The sequence below is a fragment of the Rhizobium sp. 768_B6_N1_8 genome, assembly GCF_051811225.1.
Taxonomy (GTDB): Bacteria; Pseudomonadota; Alphaproteobacteria; order Rhizobiales; family Rhizobiaceae; genus Rhizobium.
In genome coordinates this window covers 2,069,162-2,094,651 of sequence record NZ_JBPWPV010000001.1, presented here as the reverse complement: position 1 = coordinate 2,094,651, position 25,490 = coordinate 2,069,162, and the positions used below count along the sequence as shown (strand labels likewise).

27 protein-coding genes are annotated in these 25,490 nt (G+C 62.2%); 17 read left to right on the top strand and 10 right to left on the bottom strand.

What is annotated here, in order from left to right; translation table 11 throughout:
- Positions 1-48 precede the first annotated feature (48 nt).
- Positions 49-1,344: a sensor histidine kinase gene (locus AB8B33_RS10720; protein ID WP_439015345.1), complete on the bottom strand. Its 1,296-nt coding sequence runs from the start codon at positions 1,342-1,344 to the stop codon at positions 49-51.
- A 260-nt stretch (positions 1,345-1,604) separates the two neighbouring features.
- Between AB8B33_RS10720 and AB8B33_RS10715 the strand changes: the two genes are divergently transcribed.
- On the top strand, positions 1,605-2,531 hold the full coding sequence (locus tag AB8B33_RS10715) for a LysR family transcriptional regulator (protein ID WP_439015344.1): 927 nt from the start codon (positions 1,605-1,607) through the stop codon (positions 2,529-2,531).
- Between the two features lie 125 nt (positions 2,532-2,656).
- Positions 2,657-3,229, top strand: a complete 573-nt coding sequence (locus AB8B33_RS10710; protein ID WP_439015343.1) for an EF-hand domain-containing protein — start codon at positions 2,657-2,659, stop codon at positions 3,227-3,229.
- A 60-nt stretch (positions 3,230-3,289) separates the two neighbouring features.
- Here AB8B33_RS10710 and AB8B33_RS10705 read toward each other — a convergent pair whose 3' ends face one another.
- The 4 genes from AB8B33_RS10705 to AB8B33_RS10690 all read right to left on the bottom strand — a co-directional run bounded on the left by AB8B33_RS10705 (position 3,290) and on the right by AB8B33_RS10690 (position 7,836).
- Positions 3,290-5,674 carry a calcium-binding protein gene (locus AB8B33_RS10705; protein ID WP_439015342.1) on the bottom strand — a complete coding sequence of 795 codons (2,385 nt, stop codon included), beginning with the start codon at positions 5,672-5,674 and terminating at the stop codon, positions 3,290-3,292.
- A gap of 234 nt (positions 5,675-5,908) precedes the next feature.
- Positions 5,909-6,223: a hypothetical protein gene (locus tag AB8B33_RS10700; protein ID WP_439015341.1), complete on the bottom strand. Its 315-nt coding sequence runs from the start codon at positions 6,221-6,223 to the stop codon at positions 5,909-5,911.
- Positions 6,224-6,238: 15 nt separating this feature from the next.
- Positions 6,239-6,898: a L,D-transpeptidase gene (locus AB8B33_RS10695; protein WP_162748055.1), complete on the bottom strand. Its 660-nt coding sequence runs from the start codon at positions 6,896-6,898 to the stop codon at positions 6,239-6,241.
- Positions 6,895-7,836 (bottom strand): ABC transporter substrate-binding protein, encoded by a 942-nt coding sequence (locus AB8B33_RS10690; protein WP_439017228.1) that lies wholly within the window; start codon positions 7,834-7,836, stop codon positions 6,895-6,897. Before AB8B33_RS10690 ends, AB8B33_RS10695 begins: the two co-directional genes overlap by 4 nt.
- Positions 7,837-8,301: 465 nt before the next feature.
- Here AB8B33_RS10690 and AB8B33_RS10685 point away from each other — a divergent pair, with 465 nt between their 5' ends.
- The gene (locus AB8B33_RS10685) at positions 8,302-9,087 is read left to right on the top strand and encodes a YdcF family protein (RefSeq protein ID WP_439015340.1); all 786 of its coding nucleotides are present in this window, start codon (positions 8,302-8,304) and stop codon (positions 9,085-9,087) included.
- Positions 9,088-9,131: 44 nt separating this feature from the next.
- On the opposite strand, the gene AB8B33_RS10680 is transcribed toward AB8B33_RS10685, so the two are convergent.
- Entirely contained in the window at positions 9,132-11,060 is a 1,929-nt protein-coding gene (locus AB8B33_RS10680; RefSeq protein ID WP_439017227.1) for an adenylate/guanylate cyclase domain-containing protein, read from the bottom strand.
- A 223-nt stretch (positions 11,061-11,283) separates the two neighbouring features.
- On the opposite strand from AB8B33_RS10680, the gene AB8B33_RS10675 reads away from it, so the two are divergent.
- The 4 genes from AB8B33_RS10675 to AB8B33_RS10660 all read left to right on the top strand — a co-directional run bounded on the left by AB8B33_RS10675 (position 11,284) and on the right by AB8B33_RS10660 (position 14,703).
- Positions 11,284-12,081 carry a glycosyltransferase family 25 protein gene (locus tag AB8B33_RS10675; RefSeq protein WP_439015339.1) on the top strand — a complete coding sequence of 266 codons (798 nt, stop codon included), beginning with the start codon at positions 11,284-11,286 and terminating at the stop codon, positions 12,079-12,081.
- A 111-nt stretch (positions 12,082-12,192) separates the two neighbouring features.
- Entirely contained in the window at positions 12,193-12,723 is a 531-nt protein-coding gene (locus AB8B33_RS10670) for a GNAT family N-acetyltransferase (RefSeq protein WP_113323846.1), read from the top strand.
- A gap of 32 nt (positions 12,724-12,755) precedes the next feature.
- Positions 12,756-13,304 carry a GNAT family N-acetyltransferase gene (locus AB8B33_RS10665; protein WP_162748054.1) on the top strand — a complete coding sequence of 183 codons (549 nt, stop codon included), beginning with the start codon at positions 12,756-12,758 and terminating at the stop codon, positions 13,302-13,304.
- A gap of 211 nt (positions 13,305-13,515) precedes the next feature.
- Entirely contained in the window at positions 13,516-14,703 is a 1,188-nt protein-coding gene (locus tag AB8B33_RS10660; RefSeq protein ID WP_439015338.1) for an arabinose transporter, read from the top strand.
- Positions 14,704-14,992: 289 nt separating this feature from the next.
- Here the strand turns inward: AB8B33_RS10660 and AB8B33_RS10655 are convergent, their stop codons facing one another.
- Positions 14,993-15,457, bottom strand: a complete 465-nt coding sequence (locus AB8B33_RS10655; RefSeq protein WP_439015337.1) for a hypothetical protein — start codon at positions 15,455-15,457, stop codon at positions 14,993-14,995.
- Between AB8B33_RS10655 and AB8B33_RS10650 the strand changes: the two genes are divergently transcribed.
- The 4 genes from AB8B33_RS10650 to AB8B33_RS10635 all read left to right on the top strand — a co-directional run bounded on the left by AB8B33_RS10650 (position 15,456) and on the right by AB8B33_RS10635 (position 17,478).
- Positions 15,456-16,010: an alpha/beta hydrolase gene (locus AB8B33_RS10650; RefSeq protein ID WP_439015336.1), complete on the top strand. Its 555-nt coding sequence runs from the start codon at positions 15,456-15,458 to the stop codon at positions 16,008-16,010. The two genes, AB8B33_RS10655 and AB8B33_RS10650, sit on opposite strands and share 2 nt — an antisense overlap.
- An 85-nt stretch (positions 16,011-16,095) precedes the next feature.
- Positions 16,096-16,305: a hypothetical protein gene (locus AB8B33_RS10645; protein ID WP_439015335.1), complete on the top strand. Its 210-nt coding sequence runs from the start codon at positions 16,096-16,098 to the stop codon at positions 16,303-16,305.
- On the top strand, positions 16,302-16,619 hold the full coding sequence (locus AB8B33_RS10640; RefSeq protein WP_310388348.1) for a hypothetical protein: 318 nt from the start codon (positions 16,302-16,304) through the stop codon (positions 16,617-16,619). Before AB8B33_RS10645 ends, AB8B33_RS10640 begins: the two co-directional genes overlap by 4 nt.
- Positions 16,620-16,977: 358 nt before the next feature.
- On the top strand, positions 16,978-17,478 hold the full coding sequence (locus AB8B33_RS10635; RefSeq protein WP_439015334.1) for a hypothetical protein: 501 nt from the start codon (positions 16,978-16,980) through the stop codon (positions 17,476-17,478).
- 116 nt (positions 17,479-17,594) lie between these two features.
- Here AB8B33_RS10635 and AB8B33_RS10630 read toward each other — a convergent pair whose 3' ends face one another.
- Positions 17,595-18,248 (bottom strand): hydrolase, encoded by a 654-nt coding sequence (locus tag AB8B33_RS10630; RefSeq protein WP_439015333.1) that lies wholly within the window; start codon positions 18,246-18,248, stop codon positions 17,595-17,597.
- 154 nt (positions 18,249-18,402) lie between these two features.
- Here AB8B33_RS10630 and AB8B33_RS10625 point away from each other — a divergent pair, with 154 nt between their 5' ends.
- Both AB8B33_RS10625 and AB8B33_RS10620 read left to right on the top strand, forming a co-directional pair.
- Entirely contained in the window at positions 18,403-19,296 is an 894-nt protein-coding gene (locus tag AB8B33_RS10625) for a LysR family transcriptional regulator (protein WP_439015332.1), read from the top strand.
- 147 nt (positions 19,297-19,443) lie between these two features.
- On the top strand, positions 19,444-19,860 hold the full coding sequence (locus tag AB8B33_RS10620; protein ID WP_439015331.1) for an ASCH domain-containing protein: 417 nt from the start codon (positions 19,444-19,446) through the stop codon (positions 19,858-19,860).
- A 99-nt stretch (positions 19,861-19,959) separates the two neighbouring features.
- On the opposite strand, the gene AB8B33_RS10615 is transcribed toward AB8B33_RS10620, so the two are convergent.
- The gene (locus tag AB8B33_RS10615; protein WP_439015330.1) at positions 19,960-20,769 is read right to left on the bottom strand and encodes an SDR family NAD(P)-dependent oxidoreductase; all 810 of its coding nucleotides are present in this window, start codon (positions 20,767-20,769) and stop codon (positions 19,960-19,962) included.
- A gap of 48 nt (positions 20,770-20,817) precedes the next feature.
- Between AB8B33_RS10615 and AB8B33_RS10610 the strand changes: the two genes are divergently transcribed.
- Positions 20,818-21,249: a winged helix-turn-helix transcriptional regulator gene (locus AB8B33_RS10610; RefSeq protein WP_439015329.1), complete on the top strand. Its 432-nt coding sequence runs from the start codon at positions 20,818-20,820 to the stop codon at positions 21,247-21,249.
- 212 nt (positions 21,250-21,461) lie between these two features.
- Here the strand turns inward: AB8B33_RS10610 and AB8B33_RS10605 are convergent, their stop codons facing one another.
- Positions 21,462-21,674: a cold-shock protein gene (locus AB8B33_RS10605; RefSeq protein WP_007818490.1), complete on the bottom strand. Its 213-nt coding sequence runs from the start codon at positions 21,672-21,674 to the stop codon at positions 21,462-21,464.
- A gap of 910 nt (positions 21,675-22,584) precedes the next feature.
- Here AB8B33_RS10605 and AB8B33_RS10600 point away from each other — a divergent pair.
- The 3 genes from AB8B33_RS10600 to AB8B33_RS10590 all read left to right on the top strand — a co-directional run bounded on the left by AB8B33_RS10600 (position 22,585) and on the right by AB8B33_RS10590 (position 25,490).
- On the top strand, positions 22,585-24,267 hold the full coding sequence (locus AB8B33_RS10600) for an arylsulfatase (RefSeq protein ID WP_439015328.1): 1,683 nt from the start codon (positions 22,585-22,587) through the stop codon (positions 24,265-24,267).
- 263 nt (positions 24,268-24,530) lie between these two features.
- On the top strand, positions 24,531-25,130 hold the full coding sequence (locus tag AB8B33_RS10595) for a J domain-containing protein (RefSeq protein WP_244430578.1): 600 nt from the start codon (positions 24,531-24,533) through the stop codon (positions 25,128-25,130).
- A gap of 144 nt (positions 25,131-25,274) precedes the next feature.
- Entirely contained in the window at positions 25,275-25,490 is a 216-nt protein-coding gene (locus tag AB8B33_RS10590; RefSeq protein WP_113325484.1) for a hypothetical protein, read from the top strand.

The window sequence follows — 25,490 nt, the reverse complement described above, 5'->3', positions numbered from 1 at the left end:
GCTCTGTGCGGCGTCAGTCCCGATATGCACAACGCCGATCACGCAATGTCAGCCCGCCGGCAGCGAGACGCGGAAGAGGGCGCCGCCATCGCCGGCATTGGCGGCGCTGATATCGCCGCCGTGGTTGAGGACGATGGACTGGCAGATGGAGAGGCCGACGCCGACGCCGTCCTGCTTCGTCGTATAGAAGCAATCGAAGATGCGGCCGAGATCGGCAGCTGAGATGCCGTCACCGCTGTCGCGGATGGAGAATTGGACCCTCCCGTCCGCCTCGCTGGTGGCAATCTCGATGCGTCGCGGCCGCTTGCCACTGCTGACGACGGCTTCGATGGCATTGACGAGCAGGTTGACGACGACCTGCTGCATCTGGATGCGGTCTCCGAGGAAGGCAGGCAGGCCGGGCCCGCACGCAACCGAAAGGCGGATCGCGTGCATATCGGTCTCATGGCCGACGAAGGACAGCGCGTCCTTGACGATGTCGTTGAGATCGAGCGGCATCCGCGTGTTCGTCTGGCCGCTCGCCATGCCCCGGACGCGCTTGACGATTTCGCTTGCCCTATGGGCGCTCGCCGCCATGCGCGCGGCAAGCTCGCCGAGTTTGGCAAGGTTCGGCTCGTCGCGCGAGAGGTGCCGCATGGTGGTTTCGCAATCCGTGACGATAGCGGCAAGCGGCTGGTTCACCTCGTGGGCGATCGAGGTCGCAAGCCTGCCGAGCATGGAAAGACGCGCCGTATGCAGCGGGTCGACCTCGTGTTCGTGTGGCTGTCTCCGCCCGGTGATATCCTCCAGCACGACGAGCAATGTGTCGAGACTTTCGGCCGAGGGGAAGGTAACCGACAGTTTGACATCGAGGACGGCGCCCTTGAAGCTGCGCATCTTCATTGGCTCCGAGAAGAGCTTGGTTCCGTCAAACCAGGCGCGCATCAGCCTTTTGATGGTCTCGGGCGAAGCCGCAAACAGGTAGCTCGCCGGCCCCACGAGATCGTCTGACGAAGAGGCCTTTAAAAGAGAAACAGCCATCTCGTTGGCATCGGCGATGAAAAGGCCGGCCTGCGCGATACCACCCTGCCATAGGCCCTTCGACAACAGGTGCTCGGCATCACCCCTGGCTTTCAATCCGGCGAAGAGCGCCCTGAGACCCATGGCATCGAGCTGCAGGACCGGAACCGGGAGGTGATGGATGGAGACCGTATGGTGCGCCTCGCCGCGCGGGCGCTTTGCCGGCAGGTCGCTTCCGGCACCGCCCTTGATGACGACGATCGGCGCCTGTTCGGCAGATCGCTCGCTGCGTCTGGCGTCATTCCATCGAGCAGCGATGTTTCTCGCTATCGGCGTGTCGGCCATGCGCTCTTCCTATGTGTTCAGCCAATATATTTCGGCCCATATGTTTCAGCGGGGGCAATAGTTTGCTTGAGACAATAGTTTCCCGTTGTGGGCGCGCGCCGTTTTTGAGCGCGCATCCACCTCGCGGCCGCCATTGGCGACACCACATCCGTCATGATAGTAGCCATCAGGCTGAATAGAGTCGTGGCAGGTTAGAGCGGGGGCAAGGGCGGCACAATGCCCGCTTCCGTCAACAGGGTGTTGCGCTCAGTGGAACGCAGATGATCGACCTGGATGATATCAGAAGCTTCGTGGCGGTGGTCGAAAGCGGCGGCTTCAACCGCGCCGCCCAGCAGCTCGGCGTCTCGAAGTCGATCGTCAGCCGGCGCATCGCGCGCATGGAAACGGATCTCGGCGCGCAGCTGATCAACCGCAGCACGCGCGGCATCAGCGCAACGGAGGCCGGGCTTGAATTCAAGCTGCGCTGCGGGCGCATCCTGGCCGAACTCGAGGAAGCGCGGGATGCGGTCGCCACCTATGCCGGCGGCGATGTCACCGGGCGTCTGAGGCTTGCCGCACCGCTTGCTTTTGGCCAGCGCTATCTCGGCCCGATCCTGACCGAGCTCGCCGGCCGCCATCCGCGCCTCGAGCTCGACGTGTCCTTTTCCGACCGCGCCGTCGATCTCATCGGCGAGCATTACGATGCGGCGATCCGGCTCTTCGAGCTGCGCGACCCCTCGCTGATTGCGCGCCGCATCGCGCCGGTCAGGCCCTTCATCGTCGCCAGCTCCGATTATATCGCCCGCCATGGCCGCCCGGGGAGGCCCGAAGACCTGCTTTCGCATGACTGCATCATCTATTCCGGGCGCCATATTCCGGAATGGAAGTTCCGTGTCGGCGAGCGCATGGTGTCGATCCGCCCGAACGGGCGGCTTCTGACCGATAATGCCGAGGTGCATCTGAGCTGGACGCTCGCGGGGCTCGGCGTGGCGGAGCTGCCGTCTTTCATCGTCGCCGATGAGATCCGCAAGGGCACGCTCGTGCCGGTGCTTGTCGATTATTATCTGGATGAGGGCGCGATCTACGTCGTGCGCCCGCCGGGGCCGCATGTTCCGGCCAAGGTGCGGGCGCTGATCGATATCATGCTGGAGCGGCTTGGCGGGGAGGGCAGTGCTGCCTATCCCTCGGTCCTGCGGGCAGGAGAATAGCCCCTCTCCGGGAATTTCGTTACAGTTGTAACACAAGGCGCAGATACCCGCTTTCGGCCAGTTTCAAGCAAGTTCTGCTTTCCAGTTTGCGCGCATCCACACGCCAAACAAAAGGATGAAACACCGTGATCGTCGGCTCCGATAATTCAACCCGCAACCTGTTCAGCTATATGCCCAGAGTCTCCGTCAGTGTTTTTGGCGAGGGGAAATACGAAAAGACAACCGGGGAGCTGGTGAATACGGTTCCGGCAAAAACGGATGATCAGCTACTGGCCGAACTTTACGATCGCACCGCCCAGCAGACGCTCGACGATGCCGATATCGATGGCGACGGGCTGATGAGCAAGGACGAGTACATGGCCGCTCAAAAACGGCTGGCCGATGCCGACAACAGGATCTTCGATATCGATGCCGCCGAAGAACGCTGGTCGACCTTCGATCCGACCGGCAAGGGGGCGGTCGACAAGAATGAGATCATCGAGGGCCTGAAGATCCTTCTGCCGCTCAAGGTCGGCCATCTCGATGCCGACATGGCCGAGCGTATCCAGAAGCAGGCACTGGAGGCTTCCAAGGAAGCCCTGCAGAATTTCCAGGAGGCGATGGACGCGGAGAGCAAGAAGCCGGCAATGGCGGAAACGATCAAGACGACGATTGCCGAGCAGGCCTCGCTTCTCTCGCTCTATGACGAGTTCAAATAGGAGAGCAGAGCCGGCGGGGCCACGAATGTTGCGTCGGCGCCTGATCAAACAAACAGGAAGTCAGGCGAACAGGAAGTCGCCGGACTGCAGGACATAGGCTCCGTTGAATGTGGCAACTCTGACGGCGCTGTCTCCTCCGGTGCCGTCATCGTCCCAGTAGAGCGTGCGGTCGGAGGTGTTGAAGTAGAACTGGGCGTCTGTGCCAATGGCGGTTTTGCCGACATGGAAATCCAGGGTGGACGTGGTCATGCCCTGGAAATCGCTGGACTGGAACGCCAGGAAATCGTCCGCGCCAAAATCGTTGATGAAAGCGAAGTTCGATGCGCTGGGTGCGGCGAGGACGAAAATATCAGCGCCGCCGCCGCCGGCCAGGCCATCACTGCCGCCGCCGCTGACGAGCGTATTGGCTGCAGAATTGCCTGATATCTGGTTGTTGCCGCTATCGCCGATCCCGGTCACGGCGCCCGCCTGAAGGATCAGTGTTTCAGCGCCGGTTCCCGCGAGCGAATAGGTTTCGGCCGTGGAATAGATGATATCGTTCCAATCCCAGATGCTGTCACCGGTATCGTGGACGACGTCGCCGGCGCTGTCGACCTTGTATTTGTCGTTTCCATCCCCGCCATCCATGGTGTCGTCGCCGGTACCGCCGGCGAGTATGTCATCGCCGGAGCCGCCGTCCAGCTTGTCATTGTCTGCCCCGCCATCGAGATAATCGTTGCCATCGAGACCGGAAAGCGTATCGCTTCCGGCAGCGCCGCCGAGCGTATTGTTGCCGCTATTGCCCGTGATGACGTTAGCGAGCGCGTTGCCGCTCGCATACAGGTTACCCTCCGCGACAAAGGCGAGGTTCTCGACATTGGCCCCCAGCGAATAGCTCACCTGGGCGAGGATCGTATCGGTACCCTGTCCTGCCAGCTCCACGACCCTGTCGGCCGAGGTATCGACAATGTAGGTATCGTCGCCCAGGCCGCCCGTCATCCGGTCGTGGCCGTATCCTCCGTCCAGATGGTCATTGCCCGCAAGGCCTGTCAGCGTATCGTTGCCGGAGCTTGCATATATGGCGTCGTCGCCGGCCGTGCCAACGAGGTTCTTGTCGGGATAGGTGCCGTAGATGCGGTTGCTCGGAAGTTCCACCGCATGGGCGTCGGTATCGAAGCGGACCTGAAAGATGCCGGAGTCATATCCCTGGACATCGGTATAATCACTGTCGGACGCCCAGCTGACGACCCAGCCGCCGTCATCGAGCGCCGCCACCTGGGGTATATCCTTATAGCTGTGGGTCAGCGCGTTGATGAGCGCCTCATCGCCGTTTTTCGTCCCGTCGGCGTTAAACGCCTGCTGGTAGACGTGGTAGAAGGTGTCGGTGAATCCCATCACCGTCCAGGTCACCACCCAGCCGCCGTCGGCCAGAGCCGTCACCTTCTGGTTCGATGCATATATCCCGTCGGTATCGACCTGGGCCTCGCCGCCTTGCGGCGTCCCGTTCGCGTTGTAGGCCTGCTGCATGATATGGCCGTCGTCGCCCGAAAGCCAAATCACCACCCAGCCGCCGTCGCCCAATGCTGCGGAGCCGTGATAGGCTTGGTTGCCGTCCGTCGTGGTATTGACGCGTGTCTCCGTGCCGAGCCGTGTTCCGTCGGCATTATAGGCCTGCTGATAGATCCCGCCGCTCGAACCGTCCTGGCCATTCGATTCCCAGATGACGACCCAACCGCCGTCGCGTGCCAGCACGGTCGGGCTGTCCTGATAGGAATTGGTGTAGGTATTGACGAGGGTTTCCCCGCCGTGCGGCGTGCCGTCGGCATTGTAGATCTGCTGGAATACGCCGGTTTCGGAACCGTCCTGCCCGGGCGATGACCAGGTGGCGACCCAGCCGCCACCATCGAGTGGCGCCATCGAGCCCAGCCACTGGTTTCCATCGGTGTGGGTGTTGACCCGGGTTTCTCCGGCGATCTTGGAGCCGTCGGCAGCGAAGGCCTGCTGGTAGATCCCGTATCCGGAACCGTCCTGGCCTACCGACAGCCAGCTGACGACCCAGCCTCCATCGGCTAGCCCCATGACCGACCGCGACCCCTGTCCGGCGCCTTCAAAAGTGTTGACGTGGGTCTCGCTGCCGCGCGGCGTGCCGTCCGCGTTGAATGCCTGCTGATAGACCCCGGGCGTGGAGATCCCCTGGTCTCCCCAGGTGATCACCCAGCCGCCATCGGCAAGGGCCGCGATGGCCGGCATTTCCTGATTGCCCTCGACGAAGGTGTTGACGCGGGTTTCAGGACCGGAGGGGGCGCCTGTGGCGTCGAAGACCTGCTGGTAGACGCCGGTGCCGCTGCCATCCTCCAGAGTGGAGGCCCATGTGATCACCCATCCGCCGCCCGGCAGCTGTGTGGTCACAGTACTGTACTGGGAATTGATCGTGAACGTGTTGACCTGAGATTCTACAAACGGCATTTACCTTCCTCCTCAGATAGACAGTCCCGAGAAAATGAACGCGCTGCAGACCCGATGCGTATTGCTACCATACCGTTCTTTTTTGACGATTGCCCGACAGTCCCGACAATCTTCAAAAGAGAACGGTATGGACATGCAACCCGTCGATCGCCCGCAATATCAAATCGACGAGCAGGCATCGGGGCTCTCACCTTTCGGCGGGATAAAATAGCGGGCGCTGGGAGCGGCCCGCGCTTACGCGGGCTGAACGCTCCTCACCACGCCCGTGCGGTCGATGACGCAGGCGAACTTGCGGCCCGAGGCGTCGAGATCGACGGTGAAGCCGCCGGCTTCGACCGGGCGCGAACTCGTCGGCAGGACTTTCGCCCTGTCGAGACCGGCCTGTTTGGCGGCGGCATCGGCGCAGAGCAGCTGCAGGTCGGCAGGAGCGGTCTCGACCGCCGTGCGCGACATCTGGTCGGGCGGCGGGGCCGACTGGCAGGCGGCAAGTGCCGATAGCGAGCAAAGGAACAGGGCCGGGAGCGGCCGGCTCTTCAAGGACATGCGCATACTAATTCCCCCGTTTCAGACGCCTTTATAGAGGGCCGCGCCCTGCATCAGGACGATGACCTTGGCGCCGACCTTTATCCGCGAGTGCAGATCGATGATGTCGTCATTGTTCATGCGAATGCAGCCCGAGGATACGTCGAGCCCGATCGACCAGGATTCCGGCGTGCCGTGGATGCGGTAGATCGTGTCGGCATCACCGGCATAGAGATAGAGCGCGCGGGCTCCGAGCGGGTTGTCGGGGCCGCCCGGCTGGCCGGCCGCCCATTTGGCGGCATTCGGGTCACGGGCCACCATCTCGGCGGGCGGGGTCCAGGTCGGCCATTCGGCGGTACGCCCCACGCGCACGATGCCGGCCCAGCCGAAGCCTTCGCGACCGACCCCGATGCCGTAGCGGATCGCCTGGCCGCCCGGCTGCACGAGGTAGAGAAAATGCTGGTTGCCGTCGATGATGATCGTGCCAGGCTCCTCCGCCGTGCGGAAGGTCACGACCTGCCGGCGGAAGGCATCCGGAACCTGCTTGTTACGGGCGAAATATTTGCGCGCCGTATTCTTGTCGTAATCGACCCACTGGCGCGTCTTGGGATCGTAGATCTGCGTGCCGGCCGCAAGGGCGACATAGGCGGCGAGGCTAAGCGCCAGCGCGGTCAGCGCAGCTTTCTGCAATGTCCGGTTCATGGTTTTGCCCATCCCTTGATGCGGGCGGCATTCTCGGCCACCCATTTTTCCGCGTAATCGGCGGGCGGCGTCCGTTCCACCTGCAGCGCGTAGGTCATGGCAGTCACTTCCTCAGGCGTCAGATCGACCTTCTCCAGGAAGGCGGCGACGTCAGCATGTTTGGCACCGAAAGACGTCGACCAGGCGATGTGGAATTCCGATGGCGGCCAGGCGACATCGGCCTTCGAATGCTCGATCCAGAGCGGATCGCTGCCGGGCGCGATCTTCCATCGTGCGGGATCGTAAGCCGGCTCTTCCAGCCGCGTCACCTTGTGCAGTTCGAAGACATTGTGCGGCGCATAGCAGGCAAAGACCATTGGCCGGCCGGTGGCGACAGCTGCATCGACGGCTGCCATGCCGACATCCTCTTCCGCCTCCACCAGCGTGAGGTTGCTGGCGTAACCGTAGCTCAAGGCGCGCACCCGCTCGATGCTCGCCGAGGTCCAGGTTGCCGCTCCGATCCAGAGCTCGCCGCGGCCATCGCCATCGGTATCGAGCAGGGCGCCCTTTTCAGGATCCGAGAGATCCTTGACGCTCTTGATGCCAGCCTTTTCGGCGTCCTCGGTGGCGCAGAGGCCCTGCCAGGCGGCAACGGCGCGTTTGGCCAGAACCACCGCCTTCTTCTCATCGACATATTTTTCGATTGCCGCATCGAGGTTCGGCCGCCAGACCTCCGGGTGGATATCGAGCTCGCCGGATTCCAGCCCCGAGAAGGCATTGAGTTCTCCCATCTCGCGCAGGTCGGCCTCGAGGCCGAAGTTCTTGCCGATCGCGACCTTCAGGATATTGGCCGTCGCCTGTCCCGACGGCCAGTTCGGCACGGCGATCACGAGATCGGCGGCCTGGAGGTTGCCAAGGGATGCCGAGGCGATGAAAAGCGATACCGTAGCGGCAAGCATGGCCGCAGGTCGCTTGAAACTTTGCGGCGGTCCGGCGGGCGTGCGCCTCGCATGTTTCGGACTGTCTTCGTGATGATGTCTCACAGAAACCCCTCCGTTTCCGATCCTCGATGGCGCCGAGGAGCCGCGCGACGAACCCGATACCACCTATCATGGCACTCGCCATGGCGGGGGCTCCGGCGCATATACGATGCCGAACGCCGGCGGGCGCAATGTCTGCGCTCCTCTGCTGCACACGTCCTAAACACACCACGCGCATGCCGGGGAAGTACGTTACTGTAAATGCGGCCGTAAATTCGTGCGGCGAGCGGCGAAGCGGAAATGAGGAGTGGGACTTACGCGCCACTCGCCTCATCAATTGACCTGATCGGCTGGAGAAGGCAGAACGTCTCCCAAAAACCAGACTTGCCCCGAATCCACGAATAGGCTTTCGTGGCCGCATTTCAGTAGGATACCGGCACGCCCATGTTTTTCTTCGCGAAGGTTTTCTGGCTCACGTCCCAACCCGTCACGATCGGCTTCCTGCTGATCGCGCTCAGCGTCGTCTTGATGATCTTCCGTATCCGGCGGCTCGCTATCGCGGCCGGGCTCCTGTCGCTCACGCTCATCTTCGTGAGCTTTTACACCACATCGGGTGCGCTGATCGTGCAGGAGCTGGAGGATCGTTTTCCGCGGCCGGCCGCACCTGCCGATGTCGCCTGCATTGTCCTGCTCGGCGGCGGGATCGCGACAAAGGTCGATGGCGTGCGCGGTGGCTACAACCTGGATGACGCGGCTGATCGCTATATCGAAACGGTACGGCTGGCCGGCGTCTATCCCAATGCCAGGATCATCATGTCGGGCGGCGATGGCAGTCTCACCGGCGGCTACGTCAAGGAAGCGGATATCATCCGCAGGATGTTCGACGATTTCCATATCGACCCGGCCCGTGTCGAATATGACGCGGAGTCGCGCGATACCTATGAGAACGCCATCAATACCAGGGCGATCCTGCAGCGGCTGAACCTCGACAACTGCCTGCTCGTGACATCGGGTTTCCACATGCCGCGGGCGGTGGCAATCTTCCGCAATCTGGGCATGAACGTCACGCCCTGGGTCGCCGATTACCGTACGACTGGAAAACAGGGCCTGACGCTGTCGGCCGGCCATCCGATCGACAATGCCGACCTGTTGACAACGGGCCTGCGGGAATGGATCGGCATCGTCGCCTATTATTTCGCCGGGCGCGTTTCGACCCTTTATCCGCAGTGAGGGCAGGCGGCTTGCGCCTCGCAAGCGCATTGCAGAGGGCTGTTCTATGGCTGCCCGGCAGGGTCCGCTTTCGCCGCCTCGCATTCCGGCAGCCGCACAGGTCTGGCGAGTTTCGCCAGCACCTCGGGCTTGGCGCATGCCGGGAAGCCGGCTAACGGCATCGTCTCTATGAACCGGCTGCGTTCTATTGAGCTTAGGCCGGGTTCATTGATCATGCCCTCCACAGTCAGGTCCGGGTGCTGCTTGAGGGCTTCGCTTGCCGAAGCATTCGCCTCGTCGGTTCGACCGAGTGCCGCAAGCGAGCTGCTGCGCACCACCCAGGTCCACTTTTGGTAGCTGTCAGGCGTCATGCGTTCGAGCATCTTCACGGCGTCCTCATATCGGCCCGCCATGAAATAGGCGGGTGAGAAGAAGTTGGATGTCCACATCGGATAGTTCGGGTCGAGCCGCTTTACCTGGTCGACCATTTGAGCGCCGCGTTCGGGTTCGCCGAAGCGTGCTGCATAGCCGGTATAGAAAGTCAGGATTTCGGACGAACCCGGCGCCAGGCGAAGGGCCGTGTCCAGCTCAGACTTGGCGCGGCCCATGTCGCCTTTGTTGGCAAGGCTCATGCCAAACACCGCATGTGCTTCGGCGTCGCTCGGATCAAGCCGCACCGCGCGTTCGGCCACATCGTCGGCCGCCTTGCGGTTGCTCTCGGGATCGACGCCAAACAAACTCAATATTTCATGCGCATGGTAAAGTTCTACCCAGGCCCGTGCCAGCCCTGGGTCCAGCTCGATGGCGCGGTTGAGAAACGTGATGGCCTCGTCCTCATCGGCTTTGGTGAGCTTTTCAATTTTCTCGGACCCGAGCAGATAATAATCATAGGCATTCAGGTTTTCAGGCCGTTTGCGTTTGGCTGCGGCGCGCCCGGCCTCTTGAATCAGTCCCACGCCGCCGCCGAGGCGGTTGGCGACCTGCTCTGCGATTTCGGTCTGAACGGCGAACACGTCCTCGGCGGGCCGGTCCCAATTCTCCGACCAGAGATGGTGGCCGGTGTTTGCATCGATCAACTGTGCTGTGATCCGGACCCGGCCACTCTGCCGCTGGATCGAGCCTTCCAGCACAAAGCCGACATGGAGTGCAGTTGCTACCTGGCGGGCATCCACCGGCTTGCCTTTAAAAACTTCCGTCGAATTGCGCGCCACCACCTCGAATTCGGGAAACCGCGCGAGGTCGGTGATGATGTCCTCCGTCAGGCCATCGGCCAGACGCCCGCTCGCCTCGTCGCCGCCAAAATTGTCGAAGGGCAGCACCGCCACCGACGGCTTGCCGCTCAAAGGTTCGGGCTGCAGGAACCACCAGGCCGCACCGCCCGCCAGAGCAACCGCAATGATTGCCGCCGCAGCCGTTCCGGCCCAGTGCGGTATCATTCCGAGAACCAGGCGGCGCGCCCGTTTGCCGTCGAGCCTCAGCCGATACATCCGCACCGGGCGGCTGATGTTCTTGACCTGCTGCTCGCCGGCGAAATCGAGCGGCCAGTCGAGTTTGCCCTGGAGATGATCGTATGCCGTCCCCGACACCATCACGCCGCCCGGCTCGGCCAAATGCTCCAGCCGCGCGGCGACATTCACCCCATCCCCGTAGAGGTCGCCATCCACCAAGGCCACATCGCCCAGATTGATCCCGACGCGGAAGATGATGCGCTCTGGCTCCGGCAGGTCGGCGTTGCGCGCTGCCACGCTATTCTGGAACTCCGCGGCGCAGGCAACCGCATCGACCACGCTGTCGAAGGCGACAAGCGTGCCGTCGCCCATCAGCTTGATAACGGTGCCATGGCGCTCAGAAATTGCGGGATTGATCAGGTCGGCGCGGATGGCCTTCAGTCGCCTGATGGTGCCGGCCTCATCGGCCTCCATCGCCTTCGAGTAGCCTACCATATCCGCCGCCAGGATCGCGAGCAGCTTCCGGTCGAGTGCGGGGGTACTCATCATCGTTGCCTTGCATGAACATGCAACAGTGCCGGCAGTTTACACCCGCGGAAGCACCGCAACCAGCACACCGCCAAAACGGCATCTCTGCTTGTCGCGCGAAGCGGCCACGAACTCGCTTCGGCCGGTGCCATCTGCTCGCGAATTCCGCGCTTTTGCTTGCATCGGAACACGGTTATATGCTTGCGCTGACGGGGCAGGCATCGGGCGCCAGGGAGTTCACTTGAGAATATTGATCATCAGCCGCAAGGCGGAGGAGGTTCGGCGGAGCTTCCAGATCCGGCAGCTGGCCGCACTCGGCCTGTCCTTCGAGTTTCTCGACGCATTCGAAGCTGCCGATCTCACGGCCGAAGAATGCCAGACGGCTGCCAGCAACTGGCCGAGCCCGACGCGGCGGCAGGACATTGGTTGCTTCCTGTCCCACCGCAAGGCCTGGCAGGCGGTGATCGCGCATGGCGCGAAGATGCTCATCCTCGAAGACGATGCGGTGCTGTCAGACGATATCGCCGCCGTCCTCGCCAATATCGAAGCCCGCAACGATGCGTGGAACAGCGTCTACGATCTCGAATTCGCGCCGCGGCGCCATATCCTCAACCGCAAGCCCGCATGGCAGGACGAGGCCGGCCGTTTTGGCGCGACCCGCGTCTATCAGAACCGCGTGGGGCTGGCCGGTTATGTCATCGGCCCCGAGGCGGCAAAACGCATGCTTGCAGAAACCACCACCTATTCGTTGATCGATGCGCATTTCTGGCACCGCTCTTGGCTTGCCGCCTACCAGATCGAGCCGGCGCCCGTCATCCAGCAGCGGTTTCTGGAGGACGAAGCCGAGAGCGCCGACTTCGTGCGCCCGGAAAAGGACCTGGTCTTCCTGCCGCTCAGCAAGGTGCGCAAGCAGTTGCGCCGGCTGGAGCTCGAAAGCATCAAGGCGAGAAACCTCGTTGCCGGCCTGTTGTGGGGGCAGAAGAGGGATGTTCTCGTCGATCGCTCCAGGTTCAATGCAGGTACGGTGAAATCCGGTTAGGTGGGGTTGTTGCCGGCGCTGGTGTAGGTGATCGGGTAGGGGCTGCCTGGAATAGTGGCGCCGGTATGCGGTCACGATCGGGCGGATTGTCCGGCAAGGATAAGGCGGGAAATGTATGATATTTCGATCAGAGTCGCAGGCATCGCCGACGCTCAGTCGATTGCCGAGTTCCATGCGAAGGTCTGGCGGCATACTTACGCAACCCTTGCGCCGGCTTTGGCCCACGCGACGCTCGACGAAGCCTATCGCGGTCAGCGCTGGCGAGAGAAGCTCGCGTCTGCCGACGCCGACCAGATGGTGCTGATTGCCGAAGCGAACGGGCAGATCGTCGGAATCGGCGCCGCCGGCCGACCTTCGGAGCCGATCTTTGGGGATCGCGGCGAAATCAAATTTCTCTATGTCGATCCGGACAGCCAGCGCCGCGGCATAGGCCGGGCGCTGCTTGCGCGGCTGGCGCAGCATCTCAAGGCGAGGGAGTTTCGGGGAGCTGCGCTCGGCGTCGTGAAGGGGAATGTGGCGGCGATTGCGTTTTATCGGGCGCTGGATGGCGATCTTGCCGGCGAATTCATCGATCCCGGCCCGGTCTGGCGATCGGAAAACCTCGTCTTCGTCTGGGATGATGTGACGCCGCTCATGGCCTGATAGGGGCGGCGTTTCAGCTCTGGGTATCGAGCTTGTTGACAAGCTACGGCAGCCGTATTCACCTGCGCTTGTGTGATGTTGACGAGGTGAGTGCTGGCGTGATGTCTGAAGTTGCCGTCAATATCGAACCTGCGCTGCAGCACGAAGTCTCGGCGCTTCTGTCGCAGTCGGATTCTGTCGCCGCGGCGCTCTATCCGGGTGAATACCGTCGGCCGATCACCGCGGAGTCGCTGGCAAAACCGGGCACGTATGTCCTCATCGCGCGTCTTGCTGACAGAGCAGTCGGACTTTGCGTGCTGTTTGAGCGAGGTGACGGCACTACGGAGCTGAAGCGCATGATTGTGGATGCCGGTGTGCGGGGTGCCGGTATTGGTATGGCACTGCTTCGGCGAGCGGAAGTTCAGGCGCTGACGCTCGGAGCGCAGGCCATGCTGCTCGAAGTTGGAACACGCAACATCGAAGCACAACAGCTATATCGCCGCGGCGGGTACAAGCCATGTGAGCCTTTTGCACCCTATACGGCGACACCCATAAGCCTCTTCATGAGGCGGGCGCTGATAGAGGCCGTATCAGGACGATAGCGGGGTACCGCCGTCCGACATAGGAGAGGACGAAGCGGGTGGTGTGGCGGCACAGCCATCGTTGACACCCGCCCGCATATCCCGTATCTGGCAACCCATGCCAGTCCTCTGGCCGTAAGCGTTTGACGTCAAGCAACGCACTTATCGATCCTCGCCGGTCGGAGTGCGTTTTTTTGTGCCCGTCAGACGAGGGAATAGCCAGGAGGTTTTCATGGCTTTCCGTCTTACTGATGATCGCGAGCAGGCCCGGCTTTACCTGCTGACCGCGATCCTCTTCATCTCCTATCTCTGCGTTGCGATTGCCCTTCCGGTCGTGCCCGTATTCGTGACCGGCGCGCTTGGTCTCGGCAATGGCTGGGCCGGCCTTGGCGTCGGCATTGCCTTTCTCGCCACCATCCTCACCCGCAGCTATGCCGGCGGGCTTGCAGATGGCAGGGGCGCCAAGCTTGCCGTGCAGCGCGGCCTGCTTTTCTATGTGGCGGGCGCGCTGATCTCGCTCGCCGCGGGGCTCTCGCTGCAGGCGCCGACCGTGGCCTTCGCCATCCTCGTTGCCGGGCGGTTGTTGATCGGGCTTGGCGAAAGCCTCGTCGCCGTCGGCATCATTGCCTGGGGTATCGGGCTTGTCGGGCCGCAGCGTTCCGGCCGGGTGCTGGCGCTCATCGGTGCGGCGATCTACGGTGCGCTCGGCCTCGGCGGGCCTGTTGGGCTGCTGCTGCTCGACCATCTCGGCTTTGCCGGCACGATGGCCGTCAGCGCCGTGCTGCCCTTGCTGGGGCTTGCCGCAATCCGTAGCGTGCCCGCCGTTGCCGCCCATCCGGGCAGGGAGCGTCCGCCGCTTGCCGCCGTCATCGGCCGCATCTGGGTGCATGGGCTGATCGTCTGCCTGCAGGGCATGGGCTTTGCCGCGATCGGCTCCTTCTTCACCCTCTATTTCCGCGATCTCGGCTGGGATCATGCAGGCCTTGGCCTGACCGCCTTCGGCTGCGGCTTCGTGCTGGTGCGCCTGCTCTTCGGCCACCTGCCGGATCGCTACGGCGGGCTAGCGGTCGCCGTCGTCTCGCTTGCGGTCGAGGCCATCGGCCAGTTGCTGATCTGGAGTGCCGGCGATCCCACCGTCGCCCTGATCGGCGCCTTCATGACCGGCCTCGGCTGCTCGATGATCTTTCCCGCCATGGGGCGTGAAGTCGTGCATCTCGTGGCACCGCATCTGCGCGGCACGGCACTCGGCGGATTTTCGGCCTTTCAGGATCTGGCTTACGGGCTCACCGGACCGCTGGCGGGTGTGCTGGCGGATCGGGCGGGTTACGGGAGCGTGTTTCTCGTAGGTGGGGTGACGGCGGTTTGCGGGTTTGTGATCGCTGTCGTGTTGAGGCGAGGGAAGGTGGTTGCGGCGAGGTGAGGGTGCATGGATGAGTAGGGGGTGTGTCGGAAGCCCCCTCCGTTCGACCAGGGTCGAGCCGCGGGTCTCGACCCGTCCTGGCCGGTCCTCAACATGCCTGTGGTTAACCGAATGGGGAGCGGAGACGGCTCGTCCTGACGCGACCCTCTATCGCTCCTATCCCCACGGTTGTATAATTCCGCTGGCAAACGAGCATGGTGTATTCAGACCCCGTTATCCAAGGGAGGATGCCTTGTCCAGATCATCGTTGTTTCTGTCACTCGCGCTGGCTGTCGGCCTGTCGGTCTCATCAATATCCGTGCCGACCGAAGCAAGCGCGCAGACCCAGATCTCCATCAGCGTCGGCACCAATCTCAACAGTGGCAGAGGGATTACCTGCAGTCAGGGCGAGAGGCTGCTCCGCAGCCGCGGTTTCAGGGACGTCAGGCGGATCGACTGCCGTGGTCGTTTCTTCGTTTATCGGGCCCGCAGAGGCAACAGCCGGTTCGAGATTTCCATACGGCAGCGTGATGGCCGCGTTGTGGATATGCGCCGCGTCGGTGGAAGGCGGTAGCGCCCGGAAAGTGAGGCACGCGCTTGTCCGGTTCTGGCGCCAGCTGTCTTCGACGACACCGCCGAGGCCAGTGGCATCTGCTGGCGAATCCCATGCCCGTCGATCTCCCTCCTCGTGGGCCGAAGGACGGGTGGTCGAGGCCCTTGCCCTGTTCCCGTAACGACCCATCTCCCTGACGGTCACAACGGGAACATTACCCATGCCAACACAGATCCTCTTCATCCAGGGCGCCGGCGAAACAACCCACGACCAGTGGGACAACAAGCTCGTCGACAGCCTCGCACGCGAACTCGGCGAGGCCTATGCCATCCGCTATCCCCGCATGCCCGATGAAGCGGACCCGCATTATCAGGCCTGGAAAGCCGCAGTCGTCGCCGAGTTCCAGACCCTCGAAGACGGCGCCATCCTGATCGGCCATTCCTTCGGCGGCACGGTGCTTCTCCACACACTTGCCGAAGAGTGGCCGGCATTCGAGCCCGGCGCCGTCATCCTCATCGCGCCGCCCTTCATGGGGAGCGGCGGATGGGAGAGCAATGAGATCACCGGGCGCGACGACTTTTCCGAAAGCCTGCCGGAGGGGCTGCCCGTGCTCATCTATCACGGCAGCGAGGATGACACCGTGCCGTTTGCCCATATTGAGGCTTACGCCAGGGCGATCCCGGATGCCGTCCTCTGCTCGCTGCCGGGGCGCGATCACCAGCTCGACAATGATCTCGCCGACGTGGCCAAGGATATACGCTCGCTGGCCGTATAGGCCCGCCGACCCCGTTCCATCACTCAACCATTGGCATCGCATCCTCCCGCATCGCTGAAATCAAAGCCGATGCAGGAGCTGCCGCATGATATCTGACTATTTTGAAGCAAGAGGCGAGGCGCCTTTACGCGCGCCTGCGCTGACGCCGGGCGTTCGCCGCCTCGATACCGTCGACGTGCTCCAGCCGCTTGCCTGCTTGCTCCTTGCCGCCGGCTTCGTGATCTTGCTCGCGGGCCGCTATGAGGCCCAGCTCATCCGTGCGGAGCGCCTCCAGCAGGAGGTCATCGGCCGATGAACACCTTCAGCCTGCGGTTCGATTTCGACGAACTCGTCATCCCCATCCTCGGCCGGAACGATAACGGCCTGCTGCTATATGGATCGGCAGAGCTCTCGGGAGATCATGAGGGCTTCGGCGTCGAGATGATCCATCTTGCCGAGGGCACGGTACTGCGCCCGGCCGGCAATGCCGAATCCGGCAGGCCCGCGCCCTTTGCCGACGAACTCTTCCGGCGCATCGCCGCCGTCATCGGGAACGACAAGACGGTGCTCGGCCGCCACGCGGCAATGGAATGGGCCGAGCTCGTCGAGCGCCACAGCGAGGCGGCCTGAGCGCCGCCTGCCGGTGCGGAACATAAACCTATCTTTGTTTGCTTTCGCGCGTTCTGGGTTCCCGAAAAGTCTCGCCTGATATGGATCGTGATCGAATATAGGAATAATTTCCTTGATTGTTGCCGGCATTGGCGGGTACAACCCTATGACGGCAGCGATATCCAACAGGAGAGTTTTGCATGCATGCCTGCCCGCTCGAAAGGAGCGACATCACCATCATCAAGGCATTCGGGCACGGTGCGCCATCACGGCGGATCGCAGCATTGTCGGCGGTGTCTGACGGCGTCTCTCACCGTTCGGTGATATGCTCCCGGCCGGCAGAAACGCCAGCCATACTTGCGCCCAATGGGTGGCATTCTTGAAAGATATTCCGGAAGACCTGATGGTGCTGGTGCGGGCCGTGCAGCTTTCGGGCGGCTTCTGTCAGGGAAGGGCAATTGCTTCGGCGATCGGCCGGGAACGTGCGCGGTGCAGGCAGGCGGTTGAGGCATGGCGGACTCGGCTAACGGCCGGTGAAGATCCGGGCCGCAGTATCGAGCTGTTGCTTGCGCGGATCGAGGCGGGTGGCGGCACGATGGAGCAAACACTGGCCGACGATGGCGATGCGGTGCTTATTGCGCTCAGGTGCAAGCTGCATGAGGCCGCAAGGGTGGCGGAGCGGCAACTGCTGGCGATGTCTGATTACACTGATATCGCGCAGGAGGCAGCCGCCATCGAGGCGATCCTGCAGCCGGGGGAGGTGATTGCCGACTGCATGCTGTGTCTTAGCCCGGTGACATCCGGGGGTGTCGAGGCCCGGCTGCGCGCCGAGCTCTGGAAGCGGGGGGAGTATATCGGGACCTATCTGGGTGGGGAATGAATGCGAAGGTGGTCAATCTACAAATGACGCCTTCCGGCCCAAACGAAATACCGAACCCTCGCATCCAAATGATGGGGATGACGAGCCTAGATAAGCGCTCGTCATCCCCGCCCAGATCAGCCCGCGGTGCCTGGCACCGGCGTGTTGAGCAGCTGCTGTTCCCACAGATAGGCGATGCCGCTGCCGGCCGCGTGCTGCGCGAGCACGTCCGTCATCTTGCCCGCAGTTTCGAGACGGGCCCAGTCGCGCTGCCATTCGGCGGCCAGCGCCAGCCAGGTCATCATGTTCGCGCCGGCCGCGATCATGCGCTGGATGGCGACCGCGTGGGCTTCGACCGAAACGGCGCCCGATGCATCGGTGATGACAGTTACATCCCAGCCTTCGCCGAGAGCCTGTATTACCGGCATCGCGACGCAGATCTCGGTCCATAGACCAGCGATGATCAGCTGCTTGCGGCCCGTCGCCTTGACCGCATCCACAACCTTCTGGTCCTCCCAGGTGTTGATGAACGTTCGGTCGATCACCTCCTGGTCGGGAAACACATCGGTAATCTGCGGGAAGATGAGACCGCCACGCGCAGCGACCACGCTGGTCAGGATGGTGGGGACGCCGAAAGCCTTGGCGGCCTTCGCCAGAGCCGTCGCATTGTTGACGACCATCTGAGGTTCGTGACTGTTCAGGTTCGCAAGCTGGTAAGGCTGGTGGTCGATCAGCACGAGTACCGAATCTTCGGGACGAAGAAGCGAAGCAAGGCCATTACGAAAGGTCATGAAGGGATCCTCTGCTGCCGTCTGTTTGAGTTTGGTTCGTCGAAAGACTTGCGCTGACAGCCGCGCCGCCTCCGCGCCGGACATTGTCATTCCCCTTTGCGATACGGTAGTGCTCGCTTCTGCCATGCTGTGTCGCGCAACGGGGAACGCTAAAATGGACATCGAAGAGCTCAGGACATTCGTCGAGGTCGCGGATGCCGGGGGTGTTTCGCCCGCTGCGCGCCGGCTCGGCGTCACCAAGTCGATCGTCAGCCGGCGGCTCGCCCGGCTCGAAGCGGACCTCGGCGTCCAGCTTCTGGCACGTACGACCCGAGGCGCGGCCCTGACGGAGGCTGGGATAACGTTTCGGGATCATGCGGCGAGGGTCTGTGCCGAGATCGACATCGCCAGGGAAACGATCCTGCCCACCGGCGATCTTCGTGGCCGCCTGAGAGTGGCCGTTCCGCTGTCCTTCGGCCCGACCCACTTCGCGCCCGTGCTCGCGGACATGGCCCAACGCCACCCGCAGCTCCAGCTCCAAACCGTCTACAGCGATCGTTTCGTCGATCTCATCGCCGAGGGCTTCGATTGCGCAATCCGTGTCGGCTATCTGCAGGATTCCAACCTGATCGCAAGGCGCGTCGGGCCGATCTATGGGAAGCTGGTCGCAAGCCCCGATTATATCAGGACGCATGGGTCTCCCGAAAAGCCGGAGGATCTCGCCAACCACGAGGCCCTGATGCAGGGAACGGAAGCCTGGCAATTCATGGATGGCGAGGAGATTGTCACGGTTTACCCGCGGGGACGCTTCAAGGCCGACATCGCCATGGCTCTGCTTGCGGCGGCTTTGAAAGGGCTAGGCATCGCCTGGATTCCCGATGGGGTCATCGATGATCATGTCGCCTCCGGCGCGCTTGTTCCGGTCATGACACGCCATCCGCCACCTCCGGCAGGCGTTTATGTCATTCGCCCTCCGGGTCAGTATCCCGCGCGGAAGGTGCGTGTGCTGACCGACATGCTGATCGACTGTTTCCAACAGGCGCGTGACCCTGCGGACGAAGGTCGCTGAGGCCCGGGTGGCGGGAAGCCCCGACCGGTCTCGCTCGATGTCAGGGCGCCGGGGTGACCGCTTTTGGCGCCAACAGCAGACATGCGGTCTTCGCAAGCTCAAGATATAGGTTCGGGCATTGAACATGGAACGGGCTGGAGCCGCGATATGATTGCTGACGAACCATATACAGAAGGGTCTTGGGAAAAGTTGGACCGCTTCTCCTTCGGTGATGAGCCAAAGCTTGCTGATCAGTTGCTTAATTTAGTTCTATGCGGCCTGAAGACTGCCACATGCTGGCCGATTGAAGAGGGCCAACAGACTGAAGTCGGTCGGCGATCTGTGGCTTGTGATGGCGCAGGCCGCCCGAGAGCGGTGTTGGAAACCGTCCTGATTGAGCAGATGGCATTCGATGAAATTGGCCAGGAGTTTGCTGCCAAGGAGGGAGAAGGCGATGCTAGTCTTCATCAATGGCGTACTTCGCACCGAGAATATTTTGAACGAGCAGGCATCTTTAGGCCCGACTTGTTGCTGTGGTGCGAAACCTTTCGATTGGTATCGGTCATTGAGGCGGAGCGACAATAGAGCCTTCCTGATGACCGCAATTGGCGGGCGCGAAGCGGCCACCAACTCCCTTCGACTGGTGGCGCTGCTACCGAATTCCGGTCTTCTGCCGCATCCACGCTAAATCGCCGGCAGCATCCCGCCATCGACCCTGAGATTCACGCCCGTAATATAACCGGCACGCGGGCTGACGAGGAAGGAGACGGCGTCGGCGATTTCGTCCAGCGTTCCCACCCGGCCAAGCGGCACCTCGGCGAAGAGCGGCAGCACCGCCTGTTCGATCGTCTCCCATGCGGCATCCGCAGCCACGCCGCGCTCACCCGCCACCTCGCGGAAGCGGGCGTCCAGGCGGGCGCTGCGGATCGTGCCCGGCGAAATCGTATTGACGGTCACGCCTTCGGCCGCCACCGCCTTGGCCATGGAAGAGGTCATGGCGTTCATGGCGGCCTTGCAGGCGGAGTAATCAGGCCTGCCGGCAGGCGGCATCAGGCCGGCGAGGCTGGAAATATTGATGACGCGGCCAAAGCCTGCCTCGCGCATGTCAGGCAGCAGCCTTGTGGTTACCCGGACTGCGGCCAGGACATTGCGGTCGTAGGCTGCGGCCCAGGAGGCGGGGCGGCTGTTTGCCCAGTCCTCCGGCTCGCCCGAGCCGCCGGCATTGTTGACGAGGATGTCGATTCGGCCGGCAAGCGCCTGTGCCTCGTCGATCAGGCGCTCCACCTCGTCATCGATGGTGAGGTCGCCGGTCACCGCATGGGCGCGGCCGCCTTCGGCAATGATCTCATGGGCCACGCACTCCGTTTCGGCCCTGTTGCGGCCGTGGACGATGACCGTGGCCTTCTCGCGGGCGAGCCCTCTGGCGATCGCTTCGCCTATGCCCTTGCTGCTGCCGGTGACGAGCGCCGTCTTGCCGTCGAGTTTCAAATCCATCGCGGTGTTCCTATCTTGGAGTGGAGGAAAGCACAGAAGAACAGGACGATGCTTGACACAATTACGCACTTAAAAGTGCCTGTAGGACAGGAAGAACGCTCCGTCTGCCTCGGGCCTGACGGCTCCGTCGCGCATGTGACGCGGGTGCTCAAAATGATCAGCGGGCGCAGGAAGCTGCCGATCCTGTTCCGGCTCTTTGCCGAGCCTTCGATGCGCACCCTGCAATTGAAACGGGACATGCCGGGCATTTCGCAGAAGATGCTGACCCAGCATCTGCGGGAACTGGAACAGGACGGGCTTGTCGAACGGCGGGATTTCGGCGAGCAGCCGCCGCGTGTGGAATATCAGCTGACGGAGGCGGGCAGGGCGCTGATGCCGGTGCTGATGGCGGCGCGGGAATTTTCGCGGGGGCATGGGGCGAGGGTTGACGGTACGGTGAAAACCCCTCCCCAACCCCTCCCCACAAGGGGGAGGGACTAACCCCGAGGTGCCGCCTCACTCCTGTAGATACGTAGAAGATTTGGAAGGCGGGCGCAGCTCGTTAAGCCCCTCCCACCTGTGGGGAGGGGTTGGGGAGGGGACTTCCTTCGGGGATACAGACCGGATCCGCATCTTCCGCACCATCCCGAAACAAAAACGGCGCCCCTTACGGAGCGCCGTCGCCTGCTTGACGCAGAAAGACCTGAATCAGATCAGAAGGCCTGGATGTTAACAGCCTTCGGGCCCTTGCCCATGCGATCCGGCTCGGTGTCGAAAGAAACCTGCTGACCTTCGCGGAGCGACTGGATGCCAGAAGCCTGGAGAGCGGAGATGTGGACGAAAACGTCCTTCGCGCCGCCTTCCGGCGTGATGAAACCAAAACCCTTGTCCTGGTTGAAGAATTTTACGGTGCCCTTAGTGGCCATGGGGGATAGTCCTTTTCCCATTGGTAGTTAGTTTATCCGCACCCCCGGCGGTGGGGAGGCGGACGGCTTTAGCTTTCGCGTTTCGGCCCTGGAGCCCGGCGCGAAGGGTCAGTCGAGACGTCACGTACGGGGAAAGAACATCTACGCGCATGGGTGTCACCCATACCGCCCTACCGGAGTTGGCGCTCCGAAAGGGCATTACCACTTCAGTCCAGTCACCGGCATGCGAAATGCCCGAGTGTTGCAGTTCGTGCCAGCATTTCGGGCAAAAAGCAAGCGGCAATATTGTGGCATGTCTTTCGCGGTTGCGAGAATGGGTGATGATTCAAATGGTTGGCGAAAGATTAGCAGAGCCTTGCAAGGTTGTGCCATTACGGGACGAGGCGAGATTTACAACCTGAAGGCGGCGGCCTGCATCTTCCGGCTGACGGACTCCCGGTTCCCTTGGAATCCCTTTTATCAGCCTGCGGAGAGAAGGGTGGAGAAAGGCAGTATGATGTGGCAAATGCCGCACGCCGCTTCACAGCGGTTCCAGCGGTCATTTTGCGCGCAAAACGGCCATGACGTGGCGGGTCCCGACCATCGGAGTGTGGCGACGAGAGTCTTCAATCTGGTGGTGAAGGCAAAGATGTGCGATTATCCGCCAAGGCGGCGGCTGACACCTAGGCAGACGCCAGGGCAAGCATTTCATTACTGGCCATCGACGCTTCGATAGCGGGTACGCCTGTCGCCACTCTATGGCGAATGATCAGCGCGGCATTCATCTGGCCAACAACCCGACTTCCCACAACATCATGCCGCGAACTGTCACGACATCAGATCGTCTTCGGCCGAGAGGATGGCATCCTTTTACTCTGAGAGGCCGTGCCAATGGGGCCGAGCAACGAGCAAACTCAACGGAGGATATGCCATGAGTGCCATGAGAAACCTTTGCTTTGGTCTGCTGGCTTCCGCATGCGCAACCGCGCTCGGCGCACCGGCAGTCGCACAGCAGCAGTCGAAACCCAACATCCTTGTCATCATGGGCGACGATGTTGGTTGGTTCAACATCGGTGCCTATCACCGGGGCATCATGTCCGGGAAGACGCCGAACCTCGATAAGCTGGCGTCCGATGGCATGATGTTCACCGATTATTATGCCGAGGCGAGTTGCACGGCTGGCCGGGCGAGTTTCATCACCGGTGAAATCCCATTGCGCACTGGCCTGACGACTGTGGGTCAGGCGGGCGCAGATGTGGGCATGCCGGACAAGGCCGCAACCATCGCCGCCGTCCTCAAGACCGAGGGCTACGCCACGGGCCAGTTCGGCAAGAACCACCTCGGCGATTTGAACAAGTTCCTGCCAACTCTGCATGGCTTTGATGAGTTCTTCGGCTACTTGTACCACCTCGATGCGATGTCGGATCCCTACTGGTATTCGTTCCCGGATGACCAGTCGTACCGTGACAAGGTCGGGCCGCGCAATCTGGTGCACAGCTTTGCTACGGATACGGACGACGCGACCCAGCAGCCGCGCTGGGGCAAGATCGGCAAGCAGCGGATCATCGACGAAGGCCCGCTGGCGCCATACCCTGATATGTCCAACGTGCCGAACATGCATGACATAACGCCCAAGGCCAAGTACGACATGGGAACGTTCGACGAAGTGCTGGTCAAGGCTTCCTGCGACTTCATGGACAAGGCCAAGACCGAGGGCAAGCCGTTCTTCGTCTGGCACAACACGACGCGCATGCACGTCTGGACGTTCCTGTCTCCCAAGTACCAGGCTTTGATGAACAGCCAGACCAATTATGGTCTCGAAGAAGCCGGCATGGCGCAATTGGACGATAGCGTCGGTGCCATCCTGAAATGCGTGGAGGACGCCGACGAGACCGACAACACCATCGTCGTCTTCACGACCGACAATGGCGCAGAAGTATTTACCTGGCCTGACGGTGGCATGACCCCGTTCAAGGGCACCAAGGGTACTGTGATGGAGGGCGGCTTCCGCGCACCCGCAATCATCCGCTGGCCGGGCAGGGTCAAGCCGGGCACCGTCGAGAACGGTATTTTCTCCGCCCTGGACTGGTTCCCCACGCTGGTGGCTGCGGCTGGCAATCCCAATATCACCGACCAGTTGCTCAAGGGGGTGAAGCTGGGTGACGTGACCTACAAGAACCACCTCGATGGCTACAACCAGCTGGACCTGCTGGAAGGCAATTCGCCGTCCGCACGTCATGAGTTTTTCTACTTCGGCGGCCCTGCTCTGGGTGCTGTACGCCTCGACAATTTCAAGTTTCAGTTCTTTCAGCAGCCGCAGGGTTGGCCCGGCGCAAAGGTAACGACGGATATGCCCACGATGGTCAATATCCGTCAGGATCCCTTCGAGCGGACACCGTCGATTGGCGAGCAAAGCCTCAATGATCTGGGTGGAGGCTACATGAATGACTTCTTTGCTCGCGAGTTCTGGCGCTTCGTGAGCGTTCAGGAGCAAGTCGCCAAACTCGCTCTTACGGCGGTTGACTACCCGCCAATGCAGGATCCGGCCTCCTTCAACCTGGATGCTGTGAAGAGGCAGATAGACGCGGCGATCAAGAACAAGCCAGGCAACTGATCGAGAACGGGTCGAGACGACGGGTGGCCCGGAAGGGCTGCCCGTTTGTTCTTTTGCCTGGGTTTAGCCAACCAGCGCAGCAGAAATCGCACCCCGTTAACCCCTTGCCTGTGGGAAAATCCGCCCCGTTCCACAATTTCGTCCCGAGCGGCCGCAATTATGGCAGGGTGTTTCGGGGCTTGATGCGGCGCGAGCCAGCCGGTAGGTCTCGGAGGGACGAAGCAGTGAATGAAGGAAGTGCCGGCGTGATCGATCCTTATGCCATGCTTGGACTGGAGCGTGACGCCAATGGCGAGGCGATCAGGCTTGCCTGGCGCAAGGCCGCCAAGGGCGCACATCCGGATGCCGGCGGCGACACCGATCATTTCAACAGGCTGCAGATCGCCTACGAACTCCTGCAGGATCCCGTGCGCCGGCGCGTCTATGACGATACCGGCTACGATCCGCAACTGGCCGACCCCAAGGATCTCGAAGGCGTGTTGATGCTGGAATCGCTCGTCAACGAGGTGATCCTCGACGAGCGCGAACCCGGCAGCTTCGACCCGGTCGCCGCCATGCGCCGCAAACTGTCGGACGATATCGTCAAGAGCCGATTCCACATCCTGGAGCTCGAACGCCACCGCGCCCGCGTGCGCAAACACATAGACCGCCTCGGCCGGCGCCCGGAAACCGACGTGCTCGGCTCCATGCTGCGCGCCCGCAGCGAAGCCATCGCCGACGCCATCCGCAAGACGGAAAAGCAGATCCAGACGATCGAGCACACCTATACGATGCTCGAGGGCTACTCGTATGAGGTGGAGGTTCTGGCGCCGCTGGAAGAGGTGGATGCGGTGGAGCCGCAGCGCGGAGAGGCTGCGGAATAGGGCAACCATCGCCGCAGGAGATCATCCGGCCTTGCTCGCGCGCATGATTCCGATTTTCGGGCCGATGTTGTAGCCACTCGGATGGCAGGCGCCTGAGCCCAACGGATTTCCGTACAGCATGTCCGGCATGTGATATGATTGTCCATGACCTATTCCCTGAAGGACCTGGACGTTGCGCGCCGGCAAGTGGTTGCCGACCGGCAGATGATTTCGGCGCAGGAGATCCTGATCGACGGGATGCTGACGCGGGGAGAGCCGGCGGGGCTGGCGCGGGAAAGGCTGGTCACGATGACCGAGGATCTGCGCAACCATCGCTTCCATCAGGATCTGATCCAGGCGGCGATCCGGCTGCAGCGCTGA

Excerpts from the sequence above, each read along its gene's own strand:
- AB8B33_RS10715 (WP_439015344.1), top strand. The coding sequence starts at position 1,605 with ATGATCGACCTGGATGATATCAGAAGCTTCGTGGCGGTGGTCGAAAGC.
- AB8B33_RS10630 (WP_439015333.1), bottom strand. The coding sequence starts at position 18,248 with ATGACCTTTCGTAATGGCCTTGCTTCGCTTCTTCGTCCCGAAGATTCG.
- AB8B33_RS10655 (WP_439015337.1), bottom strand. The coding sequence starts at position 15,457 with ATGGGTAATGTTCCCGTTGTGACCGTCAGGGAGATGGGTCGTTACGGG.
- AB8B33_RS10685 (WP_439015340.1), top strand. The coding sequence starts at position 8,302 with ATGTTTTTCTTCGCGAAGGTTTTCTGGCTCACGTCCCAACCCGTCACG.
- AB8B33_RS10590 (WP_113325484.1), top strand. The coding sequence starts at position 25,275 with ATGACCTATTCCCTGAAGGACCTGGACGTTGCGCGCCGGCAAGTGGTT.
- AB8B33_RS10610 (WP_439015329.1), top strand. The coding sequence starts at position 20,818 with ATGCTTGACACAATTACGCACTTAAAAGTGCCTGTAGGACAGGAAGAA.
- AB8B33_RS10680 (WP_439017227.1), bottom strand. The coding sequence starts at position 11,060 with ATGAGTACCCCCGCACTCGACCGGAAGCTGCTCGCGATCCTGGCGGCG.
- AB8B33_RS10700 (WP_439015341.1), bottom strand. The coding sequence starts at position 6,223 with ATGCGCATGTCCTTGAAGAGCCGGCCGCTCCCGGCCCTGTTCCTTTGC.
- AB8B33_RS10620 (WP_439015331.1), top strand. The coding sequence starts at position 19,444 with ATGATTGCTGACGAACCATATACAGAAGGGTCTTGGGAAAAGTTGGAC.
- AB8B33_RS10625 (WP_439015332.1), top strand. The coding sequence starts at position 18,403 with ATGGACATCGAAGAGCTCAGGACATTCGTCGAGGTCGCGGATGCCGGG.
- AB8B33_RS10705 (WP_439015342.1), bottom strand. The coding sequence starts at position 5,674 with ATGCCGTTTGTAGAATCTCAGGTCAACACGTTCACGATCAATTCCCAG.
- AB8B33_RS10615 (WP_439015330.1), bottom strand. The coding sequence starts at position 20,769 with ATGGATTTGAAACTCGACGGCAAGACGGCGCTCGTCACCGGCAGCAGC.
- AB8B33_RS10600 (WP_439015328.1), top strand. The coding sequence starts at position 22,585 with ATGAGTGCCATGAGAAACCTTTGCTTTGGTCTGCTGGCTTCCGCATGC.
- AB8B33_RS10660 (WP_439015338.1), top strand. The coding sequence starts at position 13,516 with ATGGCTTTCCGTCTTACTGATGATCGCGAGCAGGCCCGGCTTTACCTG.
- AB8B33_RS10650 (WP_439015336.1), top strand. The coding sequence starts at position 15,456 with ATGCCAACACAGATCCTCTTCATCCAGGGCGCCGGCGAAACAACCCAC.
- AB8B33_RS10595 (WP_244430578.1), top strand. The coding sequence starts at position 24,531 with ATGCTTGGACTGGAGCGTGACGCCAATGGCGAGGCGATCAGGCTTGCC.
- AB8B33_RS10645 (WP_439015335.1), top strand. The coding sequence starts at position 16,096 with ATGATATCTGACTATTTTGAAGCAAGAGGCGAGGCGCCTTTACGCGCG.
- AB8B33_RS10670 (WP_113323846.1), top strand. The coding sequence starts at position 12,193 with ATGTATGATATTTCGATCAGAGTCGCAGGCATCGCCGACGCTCAGTCG.
- AB8B33_RS10640 (WP_310388348.1), top strand. The coding sequence starts at position 16,302 with ATGAACACCTTCAGCCTGCGGTTCGATTTCGACGAACTCGTCATCCCC.
- AB8B33_RS10720 (WP_439015345.1), bottom strand. The coding sequence starts at position 1,344 with ATGGCCGACACGCCGATAGCGAGAAACATCGCTGCTCGATGGAATGAC.
- AB8B33_RS10690 (WP_439017228.1), bottom strand. The coding sequence starts at position 7,836 with ATGCTTGCCGCTACGGTATCGCTTTTCATCGCCTCGGCATCCCTTGGC.
- AB8B33_RS10605 (WP_007818490.1), bottom strand. The coding sequence starts at position 21,674 with ATGGCCACTAAGGGCACCGTAAAATTCTTCAACCAGGACAAGGGTTTT.
- AB8B33_RS10695 (WP_162748055.1), bottom strand. The coding sequence starts at position 6,898 with ATGAACCGGACATTGCAGAAAGCTGCGCTGACCGCGCTGGCGCTTAGC.